Annotated in this window: 16 protein-coding genes and 1 pseudogene; 12 read left to right on the top strand and 5 right to left on the bottom strand. The window is 57.6% G+C overall.

Features of this window, described 5'->3' with window-relative positions:
• Positions 1-18: 18 nt before the first annotated feature.
• Positions 19-885, bottom strand: a complete 867-nt coding sequence (locus tag BHC62_RS03295) for a Dyp-type peroxidase (protein WP_029291162.1) — start codon at positions 883-885, stop codon at positions 19-21.
• Positions 886-1,025: 140 nt separating this feature from the next.
• On the opposite strand from BHC62_RS03295, the gene BHC62_RS03290 reads away from it, so the two are divergent.
• On the top strand, positions 1,026-2,651 hold the full coding sequence (locus BHC62_RS03290; RefSeq protein ID WP_070994210.1) for an NADP-dependent glyceraldehyde-3-phosphate dehydrogenase: 1,626 nt from the start codon (positions 1,026-1,028) through the stop codon (positions 2,649-2,651).
• Between the two features lie 87 nt (positions 2,652-2,738).
• Complete coding sequence (locus tag BHC62_RS03285; protein WP_070994209.1) at positions 2,739-3,800, top strand: FUSC family protein; 1,062 nt, start codon at positions 2,739-2,741, stop codon at positions 3,798-3,800.
• 71 nt (positions 3,801-3,871) lie between these two features.
• On the opposite strand, the gene BHC62_RS03280 is transcribed toward BHC62_RS03285, so the two are convergent.
• Positions 3,872-7,477 carry a hypothetical protein gene (locus BHC62_RS03280; RefSeq protein ID WP_256324228.1) on the bottom strand — a complete coding sequence of 1,202 codons (3,606 nt, stop codon included), beginning with the start codon at positions 7,475-7,477 and terminating at the stop codon, positions 3,872-3,874.
• A 718-nt stretch (positions 7,478-8,195) separates the two neighbouring features.
• Complete coding sequence (locus tag BHC62_RS03275; protein ID WP_029291156.1) at positions 8,196-8,951, bottom strand: TetR/AcrR family transcriptional regulator; 756 nt, start codon at positions 8,949-8,951, stop codon at positions 8,196-8,198.
• Between the two features lie 355 nt (positions 8,952-9,306).
• Here BHC62_RS03275 and BHC62_RS03270 point away from each other — a divergent pair, with 355 nt between their 5' ends.
• The 9 genes from BHC62_RS03270 (at position 9,307) to BHC62_RS03230 (ending at position 18,806) form a co-directional block, all read left to right on the top strand.
• A complete protein-coding gene (locus tag BHC62_RS03270) occupies positions 9,307-10,014 on the top strand; it encodes an ABC transporter ATP-binding protein (protein WP_029291154.1) in 708 nt (235 codons plus the stop codon).
• A complete protein-coding gene (locus BHC62_RS03265; RefSeq protein WP_070994208.1) occupies positions 10,011-11,210 on the top strand; it encodes an ABC transporter permease in 1,200 nt (399 codons plus the stop codon). The genes BHC62_RS03270 and BHC62_RS03265 overlap by 4 nt, the downstream gene beginning before the upstream one ends.
• On the top strand, positions 11,203-12,684 hold the full coding sequence (locus tag BHC62_RS03260) for a TolC family protein (RefSeq protein ID WP_070994207.1): 1,482 nt from the start codon (positions 11,203-11,205) through the stop codon (positions 12,682-12,684). The genes BHC62_RS03265 and BHC62_RS03260 overlap by 8 nt, the downstream gene beginning before the upstream one ends.
• Complete coding sequence (locus tag BHC62_RS03255; RefSeq protein WP_070994206.1) at positions 12,674-13,933, top strand: efflux RND transporter periplasmic adaptor subunit; 1,260 nt, start codon at positions 12,674-12,676, stop codon at positions 13,931-13,933. The genes BHC62_RS03260 and BHC62_RS03255 overlap by 11 nt, the downstream gene beginning before the upstream one ends.
• 143 nt (positions 13,934-14,076) lie before the next feature.
• Positions 14,077-15,261 (top strand): aminotransferase class I/II-fold pyridoxal phosphate-dependent enzyme, encoded by a 1,185-nt coding sequence (locus BHC62_RS03250; RefSeq protein ID WP_070994205.1) that lies wholly within the window; start codon positions 14,077-14,079, stop codon positions 15,259-15,261.
• A gap of 43 nt (positions 15,262-15,304) precedes the next feature.
• A complete protein-coding gene (locus BHC62_RS03245; protein WP_070994204.1) occupies positions 15,305-16,471 on the top strand; it encodes an MFS transporter in 1,167 nt (388 codons plus the stop codon).
• A gap of 31 nt (positions 16,472-16,502) precedes the next feature.
• Positions 16,503-17,336 (top strand): CoA ester lyase, encoded by an 834-nt coding sequence (locus tag BHC62_RS03240; protein ID WP_176770963.1) that lies wholly within the window; start codon positions 16,503-16,505, stop codon positions 17,334-17,336.
• Positions 17,333-17,869 (top strand): MaoC family dehydratase, encoded by a 537-nt coding sequence (locus BHC62_RS03235; protein ID WP_070994202.1) that lies wholly within the window; start codon positions 17,333-17,335, stop codon positions 17,867-17,869. The genes BHC62_RS03240 and BHC62_RS03235 overlap by 4 nt, the downstream gene beginning before the upstream one ends.
• A 7-nt stretch (positions 17,870-17,876) precedes the next feature.
• A complete protein-coding gene (locus tag BHC62_RS03230; protein ID WP_070994201.1) occupies positions 17,877-18,806 on the top strand; it encodes an ornithine cyclodeaminase family protein in 930 nt (309 codons plus the stop codon).
• A gap of 5 nt (positions 18,807-18,811) precedes the next feature.
• Here BHC62_RS03230 and BHC62_RS03225 read toward each other — a convergent pair whose 3' ends face one another.
• Positions 18,812-20,233 (bottom strand): FAD/NAD(P)-binding protein, encoded by a 1,422-nt coding sequence (locus BHC62_RS03225; protein ID WP_070994200.1) that lies wholly within the window; start codon positions 20,231-20,233, stop codon positions 18,812-18,814.
• Positions 20,234-20,380: 147 nt separating this feature from the next.
• Positions 20,381-21,031: pseudogene (locus BHC62_RS03220) on the bottom strand (acyl-CoA synthetase); the annotation flags it as partial.
• A 334-nt stretch (positions 21,032-21,365) separates the two neighbouring features.
• Between BHC62_RS03220 and BHC62_RS03215 the strand changes: the two are divergent.
• Complete coding sequence (locus BHC62_RS03215) at positions 21,366-22,529, top strand: L-dopachrome tautomerase-related protein (protein WP_070994198.1); 1,164 nt, start codon at positions 21,366-21,368, stop codon at positions 22,527-22,529.
• Positions 22,530-22,543 lie beyond the last annotated feature (14 nt).

The raw sequence follows: 22,543 nt of genomic DNA, 5'->3' as shown, positions 1-22,543 counted from the left end.
GCGGGCTCCTACAGGGGGTCAGGCGGGGAAGATCGCGCCAAGGTCCAGGTGCCCGTCCTTGAGCGGCGGGCACCAGTAGTAGCCACCGGTCAACGGCGTGCTGATGCGGTACAGGCCATCGACAATCCCGTCTTCCAGGCCGCTCATGCGGCGTAACTGGGCCTCAAAGGCATCGAAGGAGTGGCCGAACGCGAGGAACATCAACCCCGCCTGGCCATTTTCGGCCCAGGGCATGGAGCGGCGCACCACAAAGGCTTCGGGGGTGAAGCTCTCCTGGGCGGTGCGCTTGACGTGGGCGGACTCGGGGGCGTCGTCCAGTTCTTCGTTATCGCCATGACGACGACCGATGATGTGGTCGCGCTCCTGGGCCGGCAAGGCGGCGAAACCATCCAGGTCGTGCTGCCATTGCTGGATCGCGGCAAAGCTGGCGCCGCTGCCGGCGACGGCGGCCTCGACGGCGGCGTCGTCGTGGGGGTTTTCGGTGCCGTCTTCGTAGTCGGTCAGGTCAAAACCAGTCTTGTAGCGGAAACCTTCAGTCATCTGCACCAGGCGAAACGCCGGTGCCAGGGCTTTCTCAAAGGCCCGGCTACGCAGGAGCAATTCACCCCGGTCTTCGCCATGCAGCCAGCACCACAACGCCTGCTGCGTGGACGGGTTGTGGGCACCAGGCCCCGAGATCTGCGGGAAACTGCGCAACCCTTCGATCTGTGCGCCAAGGGCCTTGACCAGCGGTTCACCCAACCCCACCACCACTGCCGAGTCGACCAACTGCACCAGCGCGTCGAGCGCTGCTGGCACGGCATCAATGGACTCAATGGCAAAAAACAGATGGCGTGCCTGCAATGGCACCGGTGCGGCAAGAATGCCCGGCTGGTACTGACTCATATGAACTCCTTCAAGAAAGCCGCGTAGTTTACCCGGCACAGCCCCACTGTGCGTAGGGAAATGCGCGTAAGCCTTGCAACAGAGCCCTCGGATGGGGGAATCTCTGACTCAAGCTGTGCAACCACTCCAGGGGTAGCGACATGACCACCAATCACCTGCTTGCCAATCTGTTTCCCACCGCCAACGACATTCCCGAACAATTTCGCCTCGCCACCCCCATCGAACAGCGCGACTATCTGGTCGACGGCCAGTTGCGCACCTGGAACGGCCCCTTGGCCCAAGTGCGCAGCCCGGTCCAATTGGTCGGCGCTGATGGTGACACGCCAGTGATTATCGGCAGCACCCCCCTGCTGGATGCCGACACCGCCCTGCTCGCCCTCGACGCAGCGGTGCGAGCCTATGATCGTGGCCAGGGCCAATGGCCGACCATGCGTGTGGTCGAGCGGATCCAGCACGTCGAGGCTTTTTTGCGCCGCATGCGCGAACAGCGCGATGCCGTGGTGAAACTGCTGATGTGGGAAATCGGCAAGAACCTCAAGGATTCCCAGAAAGAATTCGACCGCACCTGCGACTACATCACCGACACCATCAATGCCCTAAAGGAGCTGGACCGCCGCTCCAGCCGCTTCGAGCTGGAACAGGACACCCTGGGGCAGATCCGCCGCGTGCCCATGGGCGTGGCGTTGTGCATGGGCCCCTACAACTACCCGCTCAACGAAACCTTCACCACGCTGATCCCGGCGCTGATCATGGGCAACACCGTGGTGTTCAAGCCGGCCAAGCTTGGCGTGCTGCTGATCCGTCCGTTGCTGGAGGCCTTTCGCGACAGTTTCCCGGCCGGGGTCATCAATGTGATCTATGGCAGCGGCCGCGAAACCGTCAGTGCGCTGATGGCCAGCGGCAAGGTGGATATCTTTGCGTTTATCGGCACCAACAAGGCAGCCAGTGATTTGAAGAAGCTGCACCCTCGCCCCCATCGCCTGCGCGCGGCCCTGGGGCTGGATGCGAAAAACCCCGGCATCGTATTGCCGGAGGTCGATCTGGATAACGCGGTCAACGAAGCCGTCACCGGCTCGCTGTCGTTCAACGGCCAGCGCTGCACCGCGTTGAAAATCCTGTTTGTGCATGAAGCGGTGGTCGAGCGTTTCATCGAGAAATTCAACCAGAAGCTCGCCACCCTCAAGCCGGGTATGCCCTGGGAGGACGGTGTGTCGCTGACACCGTTGCCGGAGGTAGGCAAGGTGGATTACCTCAATGGCCTGGTGGCCGATGCCGCGCAACACGGGGCCACGGTGGTGAACGCCAATGGAGGTGCCAGCCGTGGCTCGTTCTTTTACCCGGCGGTGCTGTACCCGGTGAACCCGCAGATGCGTGTGTATCACGAGGAGCAGTTTGGCCCGGTGGTGCCCATCGTGCCCTATCGCGACCTGGACACGGTGATCGACTACGTACTGGAGTCGGATTTCGGCCAACAGCTGAGTATTTTCGGCACCGACCCGGCGCAAGTCGGGCGCCTGGTGGACACCTTCGCCAACCAGGTGGGCCGGATCAATATCAACGCCCAATGCCAGCGTGGCCCCGATACGTTCCCGTTCAATGGTCGCAAGAACTCGGCCGAGGGCACGCTGTCGGTGCATGACGCGCTGCGGGTGTTCTCGATACGTACCTTGGTGGCAACCAAGTTCCAGGACAGCAACAAGGCCCTGATCAGCGATATCATTCGTGACCGGGCGTCGAGCTTCCTGACCACCGACTATATTTTCTAGATTCGACATTGCTCCAGTGTGGGAGCGGGCAAGCCCACTCCCACATTGGACTGCATGACATCTATAGATGAGGCCCTCTTAATCCCGATGAACCTGCCGCCCTTCGCCCGCCGCCTGTTGCGGCCCCTGCTCGACCCCTATCGCCGCTATCGCAACGCCAAGCTGATCCACGCCGTGCGCGTGTCCATCGGCCTGCTGGCCACCATCCTGCTCACCACCGGTCTGAACCTGCCCCATGGCGAATGGGCCTCGGTGACCATGCTGGTGGTAATCGGCGGCTTGCAGCACCACGGCAATATCGGCAAAAAGGCCGTGGAACGGGCCTACGGCACGCTGATCGGTGCCAGCGTCGGCCTGTTGCTGGTGGTGCAAGAAGCGTATGTGGGCCAGCCACTGCTCACTTATCTGCTGATGTCAGTGGTGTGCGGATTCTTCTCCTATCACGCCATCGGCAAGGGTGGATACACCGCACTGCTGTCGGCGATTACCGTGTTTATCGTGGCTGGGCATGGGGCTAACCCGCTGTCCGATGGCCTGTGGCGCACCGTGGATATCCTGATCGGCATCGCCCTGGCCCTGGCGTTTTCCTTCGCCCTGCCGCTGTATGCGGTGTATTCCTGGCGCTACAACCTGGCCAGCGCCCTGCGCGATTGTGCCGCCATTTACAGCCGGATCATCAGTGGCCAGTCGGTCACCGATGATGAACATCTCAAGCTGCTCAACCGCTTGAATGCGGCGATGCTGCAACTGCGCTCGCTGATGCCGTCGGTGTCCAAGGAAGTACGGATTTCCATGACCGAACTGGACGCGATCCAGCGGCATCTACGGATGTGCATCAGCACCCTGGAAATTCTCGGTAACACTCGACCTGATCCACGGGACAAGCAGGCACTGGCGCGTATGCAACTGGCGCTCAAGGCTGAGCATCGGCAGATTCGCGTGCAGTTGGTCGGGATGGCGCGGGCGTTGAGATCCGGGGTAACAGAACGCCTGGAGCGAGTAAGCCACATTGCTGGCGGCGAACCTGCGCCCGATACGCCGGTGTACAGCGCACTGGATGGGTATCGGCTATTGACGCTGCAATTGATGGCAAATGTAGAGGCGATGCGCGAGCGGTTGGCCAAGAGCGCGGGACGCTGGGGGATTTGAGGAAAATCCCATCGCGGGATGGAGAAGCGGGACGGACTTACTCTATGAATAAATCCGTCCCGATTATTGCTTTACCTGAGCCCAACACCCAGGCCTTGACTACCGACCCACTGCTTGATTGTTGCTTCGCCCCCGGTGTTTATATTCCTCCCGTAGTAGTAACTGAAAAAGAGGAAGCTATGTGAGAACGTACTTGACCAGTACATGAAGTTCCCCATCGGCCACCGATTGCCATACGCATTGCTCAGGTCGCGCAGTTCGTAGATATTGGCCACGCGTACCCCCTGCCGGCTGGCCGAATTGATGATGTCGGTGTAAGTTCCGCCCCCCAGGCCGTAGCACTGAACAACGCCCCCAACCGACACCGTGTAACTCCTGGTTTGTGGCGGCACCGAGTTATCGCGAACACTGATCGTTGTCCAGCCATTGCCCCGCACACTCACGAAGCCGCCCTGTGTCACGACTGCAACCCCGGTGTTACTCGACGAATAGACATACCCGCCTGTACCTCCCGAGGCGGTGCGGGTAATTGAGTTACCCGCGTTAAACGCCGGCAATATATTGGGACTTCCGGGAATCAGATAGGTACGCCCCGTCAAACTGACCGGTGTTTCCGGGAAGACAAGCGGCGCGGTATGTACGATGGTGTACTGAGTTGTGGGGAATACAACGGCTGCGGACTTATCAGAACTGCCGTCAAAGGTCACAAACACCGACACCACGACCGCTGCATTGTTCTGCAGACTCAGCAGCCAACTGCGCAATACGGGTTTGTTCACAAGCCCGTTGGCCATTTCAATGGAGGTGATCGGGTAGGCCACCAAGACCTCCAGTGGAGCAACACCCGAACTGCTCAGGGTTACCCAGACACGCTGCCCGGTACGACTCAAGCGCCATTTAGCCAAGCCCAGCGAGGCATTACCGCTCATGCTGGAAGGTCTCAGTGCTCCTCCTTGGGCAACACCATCGATCAACGCGCGTGGTAACTGACCGGGCTGGATAGTGGCGACCGTGACCTTTTGTTCATCGGACTCACCCGTGCCACCGCGCCCAAGCTCTGTTGTGTATTGCAGAGAAAAAACGCTGTTTACGCTTTGGGCAAGTACATCATTGGAGATGTTAAAGGTAACAGTGCCGCCAGCCAGGCCGTCCTGTGTCCCGACTTCAATAACGACGCCACTTGCCAGGATCCAGTACAGGGTAATGCGGTCCGTTCCGCCAACGTTCATGTTGTCGTAACTCACCAGCACCTGGCACTTGTTTTCGACGACCACCGGATCAATCGTCACCTCTGGTTCATCAACCGGTACAGAGTCTTTGATTCGAGGATGGGGATACGTGTTGACCACAAGTTGGACCATGTGATGTCGGACTTCGAACAACACGGCATTGGCCAAGTCTCCACTATGGTCGAAGGTGACCCAGAAACGGATCGTCAACTCTGACCAATCCTGCAAGTTACGCAAAGCCAGTACCGGGGTTTCGCTGGTGATGCCATTGATGACCTCCGTCCCATCGACATCTCGCCCCCGATAAACTTCGTTGACATAGGTATTCCCGTTATTGCGAATACCGTCATAGCGCAACCACATGCGCTGCCCCTGGTTTGCATAGATCCAGGGCGCGACACGGGTTTCGTCAAAGTCCTGGAGCAATGGCACTTCCAACACAGCGTTGTCGCCAATGCTGTCGATCAATGGGCCCGCCGGATGAACCAGCGGCAAGAGGTGCAACATCAGAACGGGTGAAGACGTTTCGAAGCCGTTGCGGATGACCTTGAAAAATACTTGGATGGTGCGGCCACTGGGGTGGATGTTGAAACCGATAGGGGTGGTAGGAATCCTGAAATCAATAAAGGTGCCACTCTGGTTTTCCACCAATTCAAAGTGACTTCCAAGTCCAGGAAGACCTTGCCAGCACATTTGAACCTTGTCGGAGGTTTTGATGAACTCATAACGCACCCGCACCGTTGCGCCATCTGGCCAGACCAATGCCGGGTCTAGCTCATCCGGTCCGGTTGTTGCTTGCAGCACCTCAGGCAGGAACAACTCTCCAAGTGCGGTGCCTACCGTGACCACTACCTCCTCAGAGTATTGAACGACGTCGAATCGCTGCCGCAAGTAGCTGACCGTAAGCGTGCCGTCGAGGTTTTCGACAAACAACCGCCGGGCGATATCAGCAATAAATGGGTTGCTTGACACGCCCACGATGTACTCAACAGTTTCCCTTCCCGTCAGCGAGCCGATGAATTCAACAATGACGATGTCCCCGGATCTGAACTCATCCTGCAATTCAAGGGTGCCGACACTGCCAAGATGCGCAGGGTCGATGTTGCCATTGACGGCCTCCTGAATGATTGGCGCGCGCAAGTCTCTGGGTGGGCGGCCTATCTGCACCCACAAGCGATCCGACTCACGGCTGCCTGCTGCATCAGATACGACATAGTGAATATTGGTATCACGCAGCCCTTCGAAAATGGAGTAATCCGGATGGAGGAAATCCCGCAGCCGTGGATGATTCCCCGCTACACGTGAACTTGACCGGCGCTCAACACTGCCGTCCGGGTAGTGCGCAGAGATCTCGACTTTCAGTTCGTCCCCGGCATTGCCTGGTGGTTGGTAATCAGGCATCCGCGTGGTGATGTAAGGTAGATCCGCCGGGATTGATGGGCCGTGCGCCTGGTCAACCGAGGGCTTGGGCAATTCGAAACGAACCCCGGCCACCGTGTAAGTTGATGTTCTGGAGGATAGGTCATCCTCCCCTACTCTTTCCCGCACATACGACACCGAGATGGTGCTCTGGATCAGCGACCTGACAAATTCGTTATGTATCGGGAACTCTAGGAATACATGCAGGCGAGTGACTTCCTGACGCATTGTCAAGTGGACGTACTCACCGTCGACCGTCGTACCCTGGACCGTCAGCACAATAAAATCGCCGACAATAAAAGGCCCAGTGCGCAAAACCGCGACTTCGGCAGTCGCCGGTGCTCGGCCAAGCGCGTCGGCATCCAGGACCATCGTTGGCTCATCGGCTTCGATGATGATGGGCTCATCCAGCAATGTAAGGTTCAGATCCACTTTCACAGGTACAGGTTTGCACCATGGCTGCAACTCGCCAGAGCGATTGCGCACCTCATCGTACAAAAAGAACTGCACGGAAAAATGCCCCGAGTCGGCAAAGTGCAAAAACTCTCGATCAATATGAAAAACCAGATCCTGTCCTACCTGGTCCTCCGTGATCGGCGGAACATCAAACCTGTGTGCCCCCCAGTAGAACATGACCAAGTCATTGACCCGCATATGCTCCCAGTGTTTGATCGTGGCGGTAATGCCACGGGCCGCCACAACGGAGTCAATAAGAGTATCCGATAGCATTAGTATCAACTTTGAATGCCACATCTCAATGGGCCGCTCATCGGCCCCCCCTGGTCGGGTGTTCTTGATAAACACGCGCTGGGGTGCGGATGTGCTGAGCCGCCCGCTACCAATCCGTTCAACTTCTCCATATACATCCGATACAAAGCCCAACGGAACGTTGGGGATGGTCAAGAAAACCCGGCTGTCGCCGATGTTTGCTGACGTCACCTCTCCCTGTTTCAGGCATATCCCCGCCATATAGATCCGATAGCTGTCCCCCACATTGATTTCGTCCCAACGCTCGAAGGCATAGGTCAAGCCTTCCTCCAGGTGACGGATACCCACACCGTAGGCAGCCCCTTCCACAGGGATTACCGGTGCTGGTGAGGTGTAGGGCGGATCAAGATCTTCCACCACCCAACGCGGCTGATCTGGAGAGAGTGAAGTGTCGCTATCAGCACCTTCGGATGTTTGGAGGAGAGTCCCTTGGGCTAACTCAGGACTTTCCTGCGCCTCCACATTCTGAGGGGGAGCGGCTGGTTTTCTAGGCGTGATTTCTCTCCAGGCGTAAGGCGTGCGGAAGAACACGCCACTGGAGAAATCAAACGCTCGCGGTGCTCCAGCGTCTAGCTGTCAAAGTTGACAGTAGCGACGAGTGGTCAGAGCCGTATTGCAGATAAATTTGCCCACATTTTTTCTTACATTTTTTTCACGTTTTATTCACATCCGCAAACGTAAGGTGAAGCCTCATCCGTTACAAATGTTGCATATCAAGCCCGCCGCCCCAGCGGGCTTTTTTTTGCGCGCGATTTGATCAGAACAGCACCGCCAAACTTGTGCGAGCACCTGTTGAGCCTAGCGCAGGCGATAGAGCCGACTCGATATGCCGGCGAAGCCGAGTCGCCCACCACTCTTGTCAAAAGTAAATAAGCTATTGATTTTAAATAACTATATTTTACTTGGATGGCCGTACTTGTGTGGCGAGCGGGCTTGCCACGAGAGGTAGTGGGGACTACTCCATTTGATTGCGACGGGTTCAGCGGGCGACTTTGCTGCTCGCCGGCAGCGCCGACTGTTCACGAATCGCTCGCTGGGTATCGAGTACCCGCCCCAGCGCCGTTTCGGCTTCCGGGCTTTGCTGTGGCACACGAATGGCCGCCGAGACCAGCGTGATCAGCTTGGCCATGACTTCCGCGTCGGTCGCCGGGCGTCCCAGGCTCATGGAGTTCATCAGCAGGCGCAGCTCGGTGCCGGCCATCACCCCGGAAATCGCCTTGAGGGCAAATTGCAGGCGCACCCCCAGCTCATTGCGCGGCAGATCGGGCAACGCCAGGGCGAAGGCTTCGAAGAAGCGCTGGAACACCGGCTGGTAATGGACCTTGAGGTATTCCTGGATGAAGGGCGAAGTGTCGCTGTAGACCCGACCCAGGAACCGGATGAAGGAACGCCCTTCGCCGCTGGCCGGATCACTGCGCTCCAGGCCCATGGCCGGGGCGAACAATACGCCGAGCAAGGTATCGCAATCGAGCGGGCCGTCAGACTCTGCTTCGCAGCGGGCGAGCAACTCCAGGCGCTGCTCGTTGAGCGGCTCCAGGCGTTGCATCAATAACGTTTTCATCAGGGAATCCTTGTCCCCGAAGTGATAATTGACCGCGGCGAGATTGACCTGGGCCTTCTCGGTGATTTGCCGCAACAACACGGCGTCGTAGCCGTACTTGATGAAGAGAGCCTCTGTCGCATCCAGCAGTCGAGTCTTGGTTACATTTGGAGCGCTGAGTTTCTTCGCGACCATATAAGTTCCACGGAGGAAATATGTTTTAAAAAAAAATTTGATTTTTTATACCGGGGCGGGTGTCCGAAAGCAAGTAGTGACAGTGCGCCATACTATCCAAACCCAGGGCGGGTCGCCCTGTAAACGTTCCCCCCAGGGTGGGCCCAAGCGTTTTCCAAAGGCCAGAATCGGTTCCATAACCAGAAAAACCCGCTCTATCTCTGTGGCTGGCGAAGCCGCTGGATCACGGTTACTATTCAAACAATGTTTTTAAAAGAAGAATAAAAACCAGTTGCTGGCAGCCGCGGTGCGGTTCCTGAACATGTTTCAAATATTTTCAGGGATAGGCCGGATTGCCGCAGCGCAAGGCGTAGTCATGATGACAGATACCCCAACGCTCCCAGGCTTCATTTCCCTGCAAGGCATCGGTAAAAGCTATCAATTGGCTGGCCAGCACCTGGCCATTCTCAACGACGTCAGCCTGTCCATCGCCCGTGGCGACAGCTGCGGCATCCTCGGCGCATCCGGTTCCGGCAAAAGTACCCTGCTCAATATCCTCGGCCTGCTGGACCTTCCGGACTGCGGCGCCTATCGCTTTGCCGGCCACGACATTTTCAACGCTACACCGGACCAGCTGGCCGCGCTGCGCAACCAGCAGATCGGGTTTGTCTTCCAGAGCTTCAACCTACTGCCGCGTCTCAGCGCCCTGGACAATGTCGCCCTGCCCCTGGCTTATCGCGGCGTGTCGCGCCAGGAATCGGTAGTGCAGGCCCTGCATATGCTGGAGCAGGTTGGCCTGGCCGACAGGGCTCATCATCGCCCCGCCGACCTGTCCGGCGGCCAGCGCCAGCGGGTGGCGATTGCCCGGGCACTGGTAGGCGCGCCGGCGGTGATTCTGGCCGACGAACCCACCGGCAACCTCGACAGCCACACCGCCCAAGACATCATGGACCTGCTGCTGGCCCTGAACCGCGAGCAAGGCGTCACGCTGATCATCGTCACCCATGATGCGCAAATCGCCGAACGCCTGAATCGCCAGATCCTGGTACGCAACGGCGTGGTTCATCAGGCAGAGTGCGTATGAGCCTGCGGGTCGAACAGAGCCTGAGCCAGTTGCTGCACGAAGCATTTGTCAGCCTGCGAACCCTGGGCAAGCGCTCCATCCTGGCCTTGTTGGGGATTGTCATCGGCAGTTCATCGGTGGTCGCGCTGATCAATATCGGGCATAACGCCGCCGAGGATGCGGCGATGATTTTCAAGGACATGGGCACCGATACCCTGGTGGCCCAGTTCCCGCCCAAGGGCAACAGCACCGCGAAAATGCCCACCAGCCTCAACCTGCAAGCCGTGCGCCAGGCCGTGCCGGGCATCCTCCACATCGGTGCCATTTCCTCGTTCAGCGGGCCGGTCATCTTTCATGGTCGCACCACCAACGCCGGCTTGATTGGCAGTACGCCTGGCCTCAAGGATGCGATGCGCCTGGTACTGCGCGAAGGCCGCTTCCTGTCCGAGTTCGATAACGGCGAAACCTACGCCGTGGTCGGCGACCAGATCGCCCAGGCGTTGAGCACGCCCGGCGACCCACTGCGCCTGGGTGACCGGGTGCGGGTCAACGACTACCTGTTCTTGATCATTGGCATCCTGCAGAACCAGCCGCGATCAATGCTGATTCCGGTGCAAACCAACGACTCACTGTTTATTCCGGCGCCTGGCATGCGCCGCATCTATGCTGCGCCGCAGGTTGGCAGCGTGATCCTGCGCGCGTCCGCCGGCCAGGACATGGAGCGTATCGCCGCCGATGCCACCCACGCCCTGGGCGCTCAACTCACAGACCACACCGTCGAGATCCAGATCCCCCAGCAAATGATCGACGGCATGACCCGCCAAAGCCGCACATTCGCCTATCTGTTACTGGCCCTGGGGGCGATCTCCCTGGTGGGTGGCGGCGTCGGCGTGATGAATGTGATGCTGATGAACGTCTCGCAACGGCGCCGGGAAATCGGCATTCGCATGGCCCTGGGGGCGCGCCAGCGCGATATTCGCAACCTGTTCCTGCTCGAAGCCGTTACCCTCACCGCCGTCGGCGCGCTGTGCGGCGCGGTACTGGGCATGGGCGCGGCTTATCTCTACGCCTGGCTGTCGGGCTGGCAGTTTGCCCTGGCCGTGTCGGCCCTGCCTCTGGGGGTGGGCAGTACGTTGCTGGTGGGGTTGTTTTTCGGCCTTTACCCGGCCGTCTCGGCGTCTCGCTTGCAGCCGGTGGAGGCCCTGCGCGATGAATAAACCCTGGCTGTTGCTGATCGCCCTGGTGAGCCTGCCCTGTGTGGCCGCCGATATCGTGATCCGTCCTTCGGCGCCGACCACCACACGCAGCGGCTATGAGCGCAGTGTCTCGCTCAATGCCCAGCTCACAACCTTGACCCTGGGCGATGCGGTGTACCTGGGCCTGCGCAACAACCCGGCGATTCGCAGCGCGTACCTGCAACGGGTGGCACAGAAATTCGACCTGCGGGTGGCCGAAGATGCCTTCAACCCCAAACTGGTGCTCAACAGTGCCTACCGCACCACCCAAGGCAGTGACGACCGCGCCCGGAACGCCAACCTGGCGCCCACCACCAGCTTGCTTGGCGAATACGGCACTCGGCTGAGCATGGGCTGGACCCAGCAACTGAACAACGCCAACCGCGCCGGGCGCTACCGCAGCGACGGCCTGGACCTGGCCATCATCCAACCGCTGATGCGCGGTGCCGGTTGGGACGCCACCACCGCACCACTGCGCTTGTCGCGCCTTTCCGAGCAGGCCAACCGCTTGAACCTAAAGGCCAACGTCGCCCAGACCATCAGCCAGATCATCGCCACCTACCGCGAATTGCTGCGCGCCCAGGAGCAACTGAGCATCGCCCAGGAAGCGCTCAAGCGCTCCAACACCTTGCTGGAGGTCAACAAGGCGTTGATCGCTGCCGGGCGCATGGCCGAGTTCGAAATCGTCCAGACCGAAGCCGACATTGCCTCGCAACAACTGGGGGTCGAGGAAGCCCAGAACCAGTTGGACATGAGTCGCCTGTCGTTGCTGCGCCTGCTGGCCTTGGACCTGGCCACACCGATCCGCGCCACCGAAGCCCTCGAAGCCTCGCCGATGGCGATCGACAAACGCGAGGCGTTCAACCTGGCGCAAACCCAGCAGCCCGAATACCTATCGGCCCTGCTGGGCAGCCAACAGGCCGACCTCAACCTGGTGCTGGCCAAGGATTCCGGGCGCTGGCAGGTCGACCTGGTGGGCGGCGCCAATCAGATCCGCGCCAATACCGATAACGATGCAGGCAACACCAGCAATCGGCGCTGGGACAGTTATGCCGGCGTCCAGGTGCGCATTCCCATCGGCGATATCAGCACCCGGCAGGCCGAAGTCCGCGCGCGGGTGGATGTGGAAAACCAGGCCATCTTGATCACCGACGCACGCCAGGAGCTGGAACGCAGCGTCAATAACGTGGTGCGCGACCTCGGCACCCGCTGGCGCCAGTATGAAATTGCCCAGCGGGCCGTGGAACTGTCGCGGCGCAAGATCGAGATCGAGCGGGACAAACTGGGCGCCGGGCGCTCCACAAACTTCCAGGTGTTGAGTTTCGAAGCTGACTTGCGCAGCGCCGAAAACTCCCGCCTCAATGCGTTGATTGCTTATCTGAATGCCCAGACCCAGCTCGACCTGACGCTGGGCATGACTTTGGAAAGTTGGGAAATCGCCCTCAATGACTACTAAAAAAGCCCTGCTGGGCGCTGGACTGCTGATATTGCTGGGCGCTGGCGCATTTGCGCTGCTCAGCCGCCCAACGCCTGCCGCCGACCAGGCCGCCATGGCCGAGCAGTGGCTTGAGATAAAAAATGATGCCCTGGTACACCAGATTGGGCTGGTGGGCAGGATCGAACCCGACACCACCATTACCCTCACGGCCCCCTTCGACGGCAACGTGCAAGCCAACCTGGTGGAACAGGGCCAACGGGTCGAGGCCGGCCAGGTCCTGCTGCGGATGGACCCCGCTACCCTTGAAGTGCAACTGCGTGAAGCGTTGTCTACCCAACTCAAGGCCCGGCGCACCGTGCAGGAAATGCAGGACTGGGACGCCAGCCCCACGGTCAGCCGCGCCCGACGCGGCCTGCGCACCTCGCAAATGAGTGCCGACAACACCCAGCGCAAACTGCTTGAAAGCGAGAACCTGTTCAAGCGCGGCATCATCCCGCGCAACGAATTGGACGACCTCAAGCAACAGGCCCAGCAGCAACAGTTGGATCTGGCAGCCGCGCGCAGTGAACTGCAACAAGCCCTGGACCAGGGCAAGGGTGAGTACCGACAGATTGCGGATATGGAGTTGACCAACGCCACGGTCAAGTACGAGGCCCTGCGCAAGCTGCTCGAAGGCCAGGAGGTCAAGGCCCCGTTTTCCGGGATTGTCGTGCCCCCACCGGGCAGCAGCTCCCCCCAGGGCGGCAGCAACAGCAACGTACCGGTGCAAGCGGGAAGCAAGGTCAGCCAAGGCCAGGTGCTGTTCGGGCTGGCCAATATCGAACGCCTGAAAATCGTTGCCAAAGTCTCTGAACTGGATATCAACCAGCTGCATCAGGGCCAGCCGGTGGAAGTCATGGGCGACGGTTTTGATGGCGAGCGCCTGAGCGGTTCCGTCAGTGTGGTCAGCGGCCTGGCGATCGCCAATGACAGCCAGGGCAGCGCGCAATTCCCGGTGACCCTGGCCATTCCAAAATTGACCGATAAACAGCTGCAACGGGTCCGCCTGGGCATGAGCGCGCGCCTGACTATCGTGACCTATAACAATGAGCAGGCGATCATCGTCCCGGCCCAGGCGATCAGGCATGAGGCAGGCGGGCTTTCGGTGGAATATCGGGCAGCCATGAACAAGCCGGTGGAACGGGTGAAAATCACCACGGGACAATCGACTGCCCTAGGGGTGGAAGTGTTTGGGCTCCAGCCTGGGTTTATCAAAACTGTCTTGTGAATCCTTTTGTATCGTGCCTAAAAAACACTTTAGGAATTTACCTACATCAGCATAGGAAACTTACCACGCCATAAAATATTGTAAAAAAATACTCCTTAGGAAAGTATTGTCATCCGTTTTGCCTTGGGCGACAGGTGCGCAATATGAATCGTTATTCAAACATCAAAAAAATGGTGGCTGGCGGTGATTTATTTTGGAGTCGAACACAAGAAGCCCGAATGAGCGGAATTGTCGCCGACAATCTCGGTGACGGCTTCATGCAAGTCGATGGTGACCCATTCATAAACATGTGCTCTTACTCCTACCTCGGCTTGGACTCCAATATAGAAATTTTGAAGGGAGCAATAACGGCACTAGACTCGTCGCAAACCTTAAACTCATCCACATCCCGTGTCCGAATTTGTTTACCGCTATTGGAAGAGGCAGAGCTTGCACTGTCAGATCTTTTTTCCGTCCAGGTGCTGACTACAGTTTCATGCGCTTCAGCCGCCGCAGCAATGCTTCCATTACTCGCCGCAGGTTTATTCACACAAAACATCCCCCCGCTAATGATTTTTGACCAGTCCGCGCACTTCTGCTTGAGTTTGATGAAAGCCGTTTGCGCAGATGAATCCGAAGTAGTGACAGCACCGCACAATGACTTAAACTTTCTGGAAGACTGCTGCAAACAAAAGCAACGGGTCGCTTACATCGCGGACGGCGTCTATAGCACGGGAGGATCCGCCAATGTATCGGAGCTTATGAGCCTGCAAGACAAGTACGGTCTATTTGTTCTATATGACGAGGCTCATGGCCTGTCGGCACAGGGTACAAATGGCTGCGGATTAGTTCTCAATACAATGGGCACACTAAATAGTAACACCATGATCATCGCATCATTGAACAAGGGCTTTGGTGCATCGGGCGGGGCGATCCTCTTTGATTCGTCGATTAGCAAATCAAATTTATTGCGGTTTGGCGGCCCTCTCTCTTGGTCCCAACGAATTAACACAGCAGGTTTGGGTGCAATTATCGCGTCCGCAAAGATACATAGATCCACAGAACTGCAACACCTGCAAAACAGATTGACGACCAACATCCAACTGTTCGATACACACATCAAGACCACCTTGGCAGGAGATGGATTACCTATCAGGTTGATTCCCATGAGTGATGAGCAACATGCAATCACCACCGCAACAAAACTCATGGAGCGTGGATTTTATACATCGCCGCTATTTTACCCTGTCGTTCCCAAATCAACTCCAGGCCTCCGCGTCATGCTCAGAGCAAACATGGCCTCAGACGACTTAAAACAGTTTTGCACAGCGGTAAACTCAATGCTGTAGATGCAACCCCGCACATTAGGACGTCGTGACAAAAGGAATTTACATGTCATCATCCCCCCAGCAAGTACTCCTACTCGCTTGTTGCACGACCATAATTGCCCAGCTTGGTATAACACTATATATACCTGCAACAACCCAACTCGCCTCGATACTGAATACAGAAGAGACGGAAAGCTATAAAGTTCTACTATTTTATTTGGGCGGCGCTGTACTACCGATAGTATTTATGTCACGCCTTATTCGCAGTTTCGGGCGCCACACTGCAATTCTCGTTTGCTGCGCGACTTTATTCGTCGGTAGCATGCTGTCCTTATTCAGTTTGGGCTCCGAGGTGTTCTTTTTCTCCCGGCTCATGCAAGGCATAGGTGCTGGCGGAGGAGCTCTGATCGGCAGAGCACTGTTAACGGATATCTCATCAGGGGCAGCCCTTGCGAAAAACCTGTCTGTATTATCCTATTCATTTATTCTTGCGCTTATCGGCGGGCAAGTAGTAGGCGGCTTTCTGATATCAAGCCTTAACTGGATCGCTCTGCCATACCTAATGATCATCGGATTGATACTTACCTACGCACTAGCTTTTAAAATACGCACGCGCCTTTACAAACTAGACGCCGTGGAAAAAGAATCCGCATTAACGCCAAACTACTACTCCACTGCAACCCAGCCCAGTTTTTTTCTACCGGTCATTTTAGGAGGGTGCGGCTATGGTATTTTTATTATTTATCAAGGTATCGGAGCGTATGTATTTCACTCTAATTTCCGTTGGAACAGCGCCGATTACGGCACATTCGGCTTGTGGTTGGGCCTGGCTTATTACTTAGGCGCACTGACTGTAAGGCGAGCCTTGACTGTTGTCAGTGTTTGCCAATTATCAATTTTTGGCGCATGCCTATTAATCGCTTCGAGCAGCGTGTTGTTTCTGGCCGCCTGGCAAAACATGTCAATCCACTTGGTTGTTGGGACCTATCTGGTTATTTGGTACGCCCAAGCAACACTCTACCCATGTGCAGCAGCCATGGCAGTAAGCAGAATACCCGGCGCCCACCCAATGATGCTGTTTAGTTTCCTACAACAATTGGTAGCGTTAATATTTGGTGCTCTTGCGACTTTTTTTATCCCTTACGGCATTCAAACTGTGGCACTGCTCACCGCATGCCTGGGTGGACTTGGTGTACTCACCACACTGCTCATTCTGAAAAGAGAGGCTTGATATGGACATATTGACTAGAAGTTGGCTATGCATGCCCGCCAGCCAAAAGCATATAGAACGGACAATTATTGAGCCTAGCGCCGATATCGTATTATTGGACTTGGAAGACTCAGTCCCAATGTACAAAAAACAATTTGCACGAGAACAACTGCTGGCATTGGACCACTCTATCCACAATCGGCGCAATCTAGCGATAAGAGTTAACACACTCACCAAACCAGAAGGCATCAGAGACTTGGTTTTCTTGTTAGACCACAACATTATTCCCGAATATTTGATCATCCCCAAAGTAGAGTCGGCCGGAGAACTGAGAGTCCTTAATGAACTGATATCCGCTACTGGCCAACGAGTAAAAACCTTTGCAATCATCGAAACTTTAAAAGGATTGCGCTGCATCGACTCCATTGTCAATGAAAGAACAAACCTGCGCGGCTTGATTTTAGGTAGCGCTGACCTCTCCTCGGAGATCAATTTCAAAATCGCAGAGCGCGCGCTTACCCATATAAAATTCGATATAGCCATCGCTGCCCTCAGCATGGGGCTAATGGTAATTGATTCACCCTGTTTTAAACTGAACAACGAAAAAGCGCTTAGAACAGAAATTGAAACAGCGAAAGAATTTGGCTATTCCGGAAAAATCGCCATTCATCCAGCTCAAGTAGAACTGATAAACAAATTATTTACCCCGACAGCAATCGAACTGAAAAAAGCACGAGCAATTATCAAATGCCTCGAAGCTGCGGGCCCAACGACAGCCATATCCAGCTTAGATGGGGAAATGCTAGGCCCTCCTTTCGAAATCATGGCCCGCAGGCTTTTGAAAATTAACGAATCGCTCTCAAGAACCAATAGGAGGCCAGCATGAACATCAACCAATCGCTCCCCGGCAGCAAGGCATTAAGCAAACTAACCAAAGTTGGGCCCGGACGCTATCGTGAGGATCATGGGCTTGGCTTTGACGACTTTATTATTGGTGACATATTTGAACATCGTCCAGGCCGTACGGTGACAGAGGCGGATAACGTCTGGATGTCGTTAATCTGCATGAATAACCATCCTGCCCACATCAATGCAGAATATGCGAAGCAAACCGAATTTGGACAAATACTGGTATCAAGCCTGGTGACCTTTTCGATAGTCGGTGGGATGAGCCTGGCGAGCACGAGCGCAAAGGCAATTGCCAATTTAGGCTGGGATAATGTTCGTCTGGTAGCCCCTGTATTTGTCGGCGATACATTGTATGCAGAAAGCGAAGTCATCCACAAACGTCCCTCTGCCAGTCGTCCCGGACAAGGCGTAGTAACAGTGCGAACAAAAGGGCTCAAGGCAAATGGACAAATATGTTTATCCTACGAGCGCAGCTTTCTGATCACTCTCGACCAAGTACCCTTGGCATGAGTAGCCTATGAAAATATTAGATGAGGTCTTGATAAAAAACACCATCAGTATGGAAGAGGCGATTGACGTACTTCGTGAAAACTATCGTCAATACAACAGCTCAAACGACAGTAACCCAACACGAACTATCGTGAGAGTCCAGGAGAAACATGCAACGTTTGGGGTAATGCCCTACTACTCTCATTCTCACAATCTATTTATGGTCAAGATTGTTTCTCATCATTTGCTCAACAAAGCCCATGGACGAACATCTATAAGTGGAGTGATCGTTATACAGGATGGCGCTACAGGGCAGATAAAAGCCCAAATGGATGCAGCAGCCATTACCGCGCTACGCACAGGCGCCACTGCAGGATTGGCGACTGATTTGCTGGCAATGGCCCACTCTAAAAAAGTTGCCGTCATCGGCGCAGGTGCTCAGGCAATGGCCGTATTTGAGGCTGTATTGAGCGTCAGAAAGATAAACCAGGTGGCCGTATGCTCTACAAGCAGGGCAAGCACAGAGCGTTTTATAGCTGACGCAAAAAATCGGTTCTTACGTGAAATTGAATACATCAGCCATCATAGCGCCCGCCAGGCAGTCTCAGGCGCCGACATCATCTGCACGGCGACCACCTGCGCAGCCCCTTTGTTCTCCGCCTGCGACGTAGTAAAGGGGGCCCATATAAACGCGGTAGGCAAGCACACACTGGTGTCGCGTGAGTTCCCGTTGGAGCTTCTGCATCGAGCTATCTTACTGGTGGAGGATAGAAAAGCTGCAATTGAAGAGGCTGGGGATTATCACCAAAACTCAACATCCATTGTTGACATGCTGAACAGCCAGTATGCAGTTCACCAAGGCGAGACCACGATTTTTTCTTCGGTAGGGACGGCTTTTCAGGACGCGTGCATCTGCATCGCAATCCTGAAGAAGTTAAAGCTGGTAAGCGAAGTTTGAAGATATTACGAGGCTCCTAATCGGCATGCCAGTGCCTTGGCCTGGATTGCCACATCCGTCACCGCCGTGCTCTCCCACCACATGCCGCGCAGCGGTGGGCCCATGGCGAAGAGTCGTTCACTGGCCACGCCCTGTGCGTCCAGCACCGCACCCGATGCATCCGCCGCAATCCCCAGCGCCAGTGGCCCAGGCTGGATCAAGCCTCGCGCCAACAGCTGCTGGGGCAACGGGCGGGCCACACGGCGCCAGTCGTATTCGATCCCGCTGGAGTTGATCAGCGCTGCACCACTGACCTGCGTGGTGTGTTGCTCGCCACGCCGGCGCAGGCGCAGGGTCACTTCGCCGTTTAGCGTGGGCTCCAGGCCCTGGAACGATGCCGCCTGGATCCGCAGGCGCCCTTGCTTGTGCAGCCGCGCCACCAGCTCGGCGCTCAGCGGCGGCGAGCGATGGTGATGGCTCTCCCACCAGGGCCGAACATGGCGCACGAACTGGCGTTTCTGGCGTTCGCTGGCCTGGCTCCACAAACGGCCGATATGGGCGCGCACGGTATCCAATGGCGCTTGCCAGTCAATGCCCAGTGCCTGGGCTCCCTGGCATTGGCGGCGCACTTCCCGCAGCAATTGCAGCGGGCTGCGCAGGCTGTGATCTTCAGCGAGAAAATCCGGCCAGGTCGGTGGTTGCCGGCGCACATGGGGCAGCAGGCCATGGCGCGAAAAAATCTCGATCGGCCCACGATGACCGGCCTGCTCCAGGGACACCACGGCATCGACCATGGTCAAGCCGGAACCAATGATCAGCACCGTGGAGTGTGGGTCCAGTTGGGTCATGCCGCGCACGTCCCACGGGTCTACCGCCGCCGCATTCAGGCCGCTGGACTGGGTTTGTGGCGTGCGCGCCGCCGGGAACATGCCGGTGGCCAGTACCGCCTGGGCGCCCTGCAGTTGCTGGCCGTCATCCAGGGTCAGGAGTACACCGCCCGGCGCCACCTGCAGGTCGACTACCTCGGCGCGAACATGCTCCAGCGTCGACGCAGACCCCGCCCGAGCCTCTGCCAGGCGCTGTTGCGCGTACAGGCCGAAGATCCCCCGGGGTGGGAACAGCTCGCTGACGGGCACGTGCTGCTGGTCCGACTCCGGCCAGCCGCCGGCAGCAATGTAGTCGGTCAACCACTGGGTCAAGTCATCGGCGTTGTCCGGGTCTACGCTCATGCGCGCGGCATTGCCATTGAGCGTGTGCCCCAGCTCCACCGCGCTATAGGCTTCACCCCGCCCAAGTTCCGTGCGCGGCTCGATCACCAGGATCTGCCGTGTGCCAGGCAAACGCAGCAACTGCACGGCCAGCATGGTGCCGCTCAGCCCCCCTCCGATGATCAGCACATCGGCGTTGCGGATGGCCTTTGTCGCCTGTCCGCGTTCGGTTTCACTCATGAAAATGCGCCCTTACTGTTTGCCCGGATGAATATCATGCCAATTGCTTTGCGCCCAAAATCCGTTGCGTCGCCGTGTGACGTATTGCCCGATCATGCACTATCGCGTTTCAGTTCATCCAGCCATTGGGCGCCTTGGCGCGCACTGGAGGCCTTGGCCGCTGTTGAGCCATTGTTCAAGTAACACCGCCAGGCCACCTTGCCAGCGCGTGCCCTCCTCGCTCCATAACGCGGTTTCGCCGGCGGGTTGCCACCAGCGATTCAGGCGCTGCAGCGGCTCCGCCGGGCCGAGCAATCGAGTGAAGGCGACCACCTCACTACCCGGTACCTGCTGGTCGCTGATCAATACCTGCGGTACGGCGCTGCTGCCCACGACCGTGAGCCAATGCTGCAGCTGCTGGCAGTCCGGGACATACGCATGGGTTGGGCGCAGCCGCCAGATTTGCCCCTGCAGCGCACTGGGCTCAAGGGTGTCAGCCAGCGTCAACACCTGCCCGCCAGTGGCCTCGGCCGCCAGGGCCAGCAGCAACAGATTGGGCTCAAAGGCCCCACTCACCAGCAGCCGCGAGTATTGGCCAAACCCGTGCTGGCGCAAACCATCGGCCAGGCGTTCGACATCACGCAAGGCGTCGATCCAGCGCCAGGCATACCACCGGCCATGACGCTTGTGGCGCAACGCACAGTGCAACGGGCGGAACTGGGCCCAGTGCTGCAATTGCTCCAAGGCCTCGGGCAAGCCGGCGACCCACTCGGCGGGCCAGTTCACATCCTGCGCTGGTTTGAGTGTATGCACGCTCATAGGGGACTGCTCCTCTCGTTGGAATGCGCGTGCGGTGGTCCGTGCTCCGCGTTCTTCAGTAGCCAGACCTGCCCCGTTGCAGATGTTGCGCCAAGATTGAAAAGCCCAATAAAACCGCGCATTCAGAGGGCCCCGTGAACATTTCACACCTGGGGAAACCAGCAAACTGTTGATTGACTGTTGGCTGGCGAACAGCGGCAGAGCAACGCGCAAGCGCCGTGCACTTTCTCGATTGCGATGAAACTGTTAGCGCCATTAGTGGGTTTTTCCATACGCCGGGAACGCACACCATAAGCCGCAACGCGCCTTTGCCTGCTGATTCCCGGAGTTTTTCATGCACCTCAAGCACCGCTTTATCTGGTCGATCCTGGCCTTGACGATTGCCAGCAACAGCCATGCAGCCCAGAGCCTGCCGTTGCCCAGCGAACAAACCGTTGGCGCCATCGAGCAGGTATTCGCTTTCCACGACGCCATGCCCACTGGCGTCAGCGTTGCCGAGAACGGGCGGATTTTTGTCAACTTTCCACGTTGGGGCGATGCCGTGCCGTTTACCGTCGGTGAGCTGCGTGAAGGCAAGGTCGTGCCCTACCCTGACCTGGCCCTGAACCAGGCCGACCCGAAGGACCCGGCCAAGGGTTTTATCAGCGTACAGAGTGTGGTGGCCGATGGTCGCGGGCGTATCTGGATATTGGATACCGCCGCCCCCGGCTTCGCATCACCAACGCCGGGCGGCGCCAAGCTGGTGGCCGTCGATCTGGCCAGCAATAAAGTGGTCAAGACTCTGGTCTTCCCGAAAAACGTGATGCTGCCCAGCACCTACGTCAATGACATGCGCTTTGATTTCCGGGTGGGCGATGAAGGTGTGATCTATATCACCGACTCCTCCCTCAGCGGTCCGGGGGCGATCATCGTCATGGACATTGCCAGCGGCACCGCCATACGCCGACTCAGTGGCGCCCCGTCGACCTCGGTAGACCCCAACTTCGTGCCCAAGGTCGAAGGCCAGGTCTTGCAGGTGCGCAACGCCGACGGCAGCACCCGGCCATTTGCGGTTGCCTCCGATGGCATCGCCCTGTCGGCTGACGGCCAGACGCTGTACTTCTGCCCGCTGTCCAGCCGCCATCTGTACTCGGTGCCAACTGCGCTGCTGCGTGATCCTTCGGTCAGCGAAGCGCGGCTCGATATGGCGGTCAAGGACCTCGGGGAAAAAGGCGCCTCCGATGGCCTCGAAGCCGACGCCGCCGGCGCCCTGTATGCCGGCGACTACGAACACAACAGCGTGCGCAAACGCCTGGCAGATGGGCAGTGGCAAACCATCGTCCACGACCCGCGCGTGCTTTGGCCTGACACCCTGTCCATCGGACCGGATGGCTACCTGTACTTCATGGCCAACCAGCTGCATCGCCAGGGCATTTTTCACGCGGGCAAGGATCTGCGCCAGAAACCCTACAGCCTGCTGCGGGTGAAGATTGATGCAGCGCCGGCGCCCACGCGCTAGGCCACGGATCTGTC

The organism is Pseudomonas sp. 06C 126, assembly GCF_001855215.1.
GTDB classification, from domain to species: domain Bacteria; phylum Pseudomonadota; class Gammaproteobacteria; order Pseudomonadales; family Pseudomonadaceae; genus Aquipseudomonas; species Aquipseudomonas proteolytica.
The sequence above is the reverse complement of the archived record's forward strand: the minus strand, read 5'-3'. Positions and strand labels throughout refer to the sequence as shown.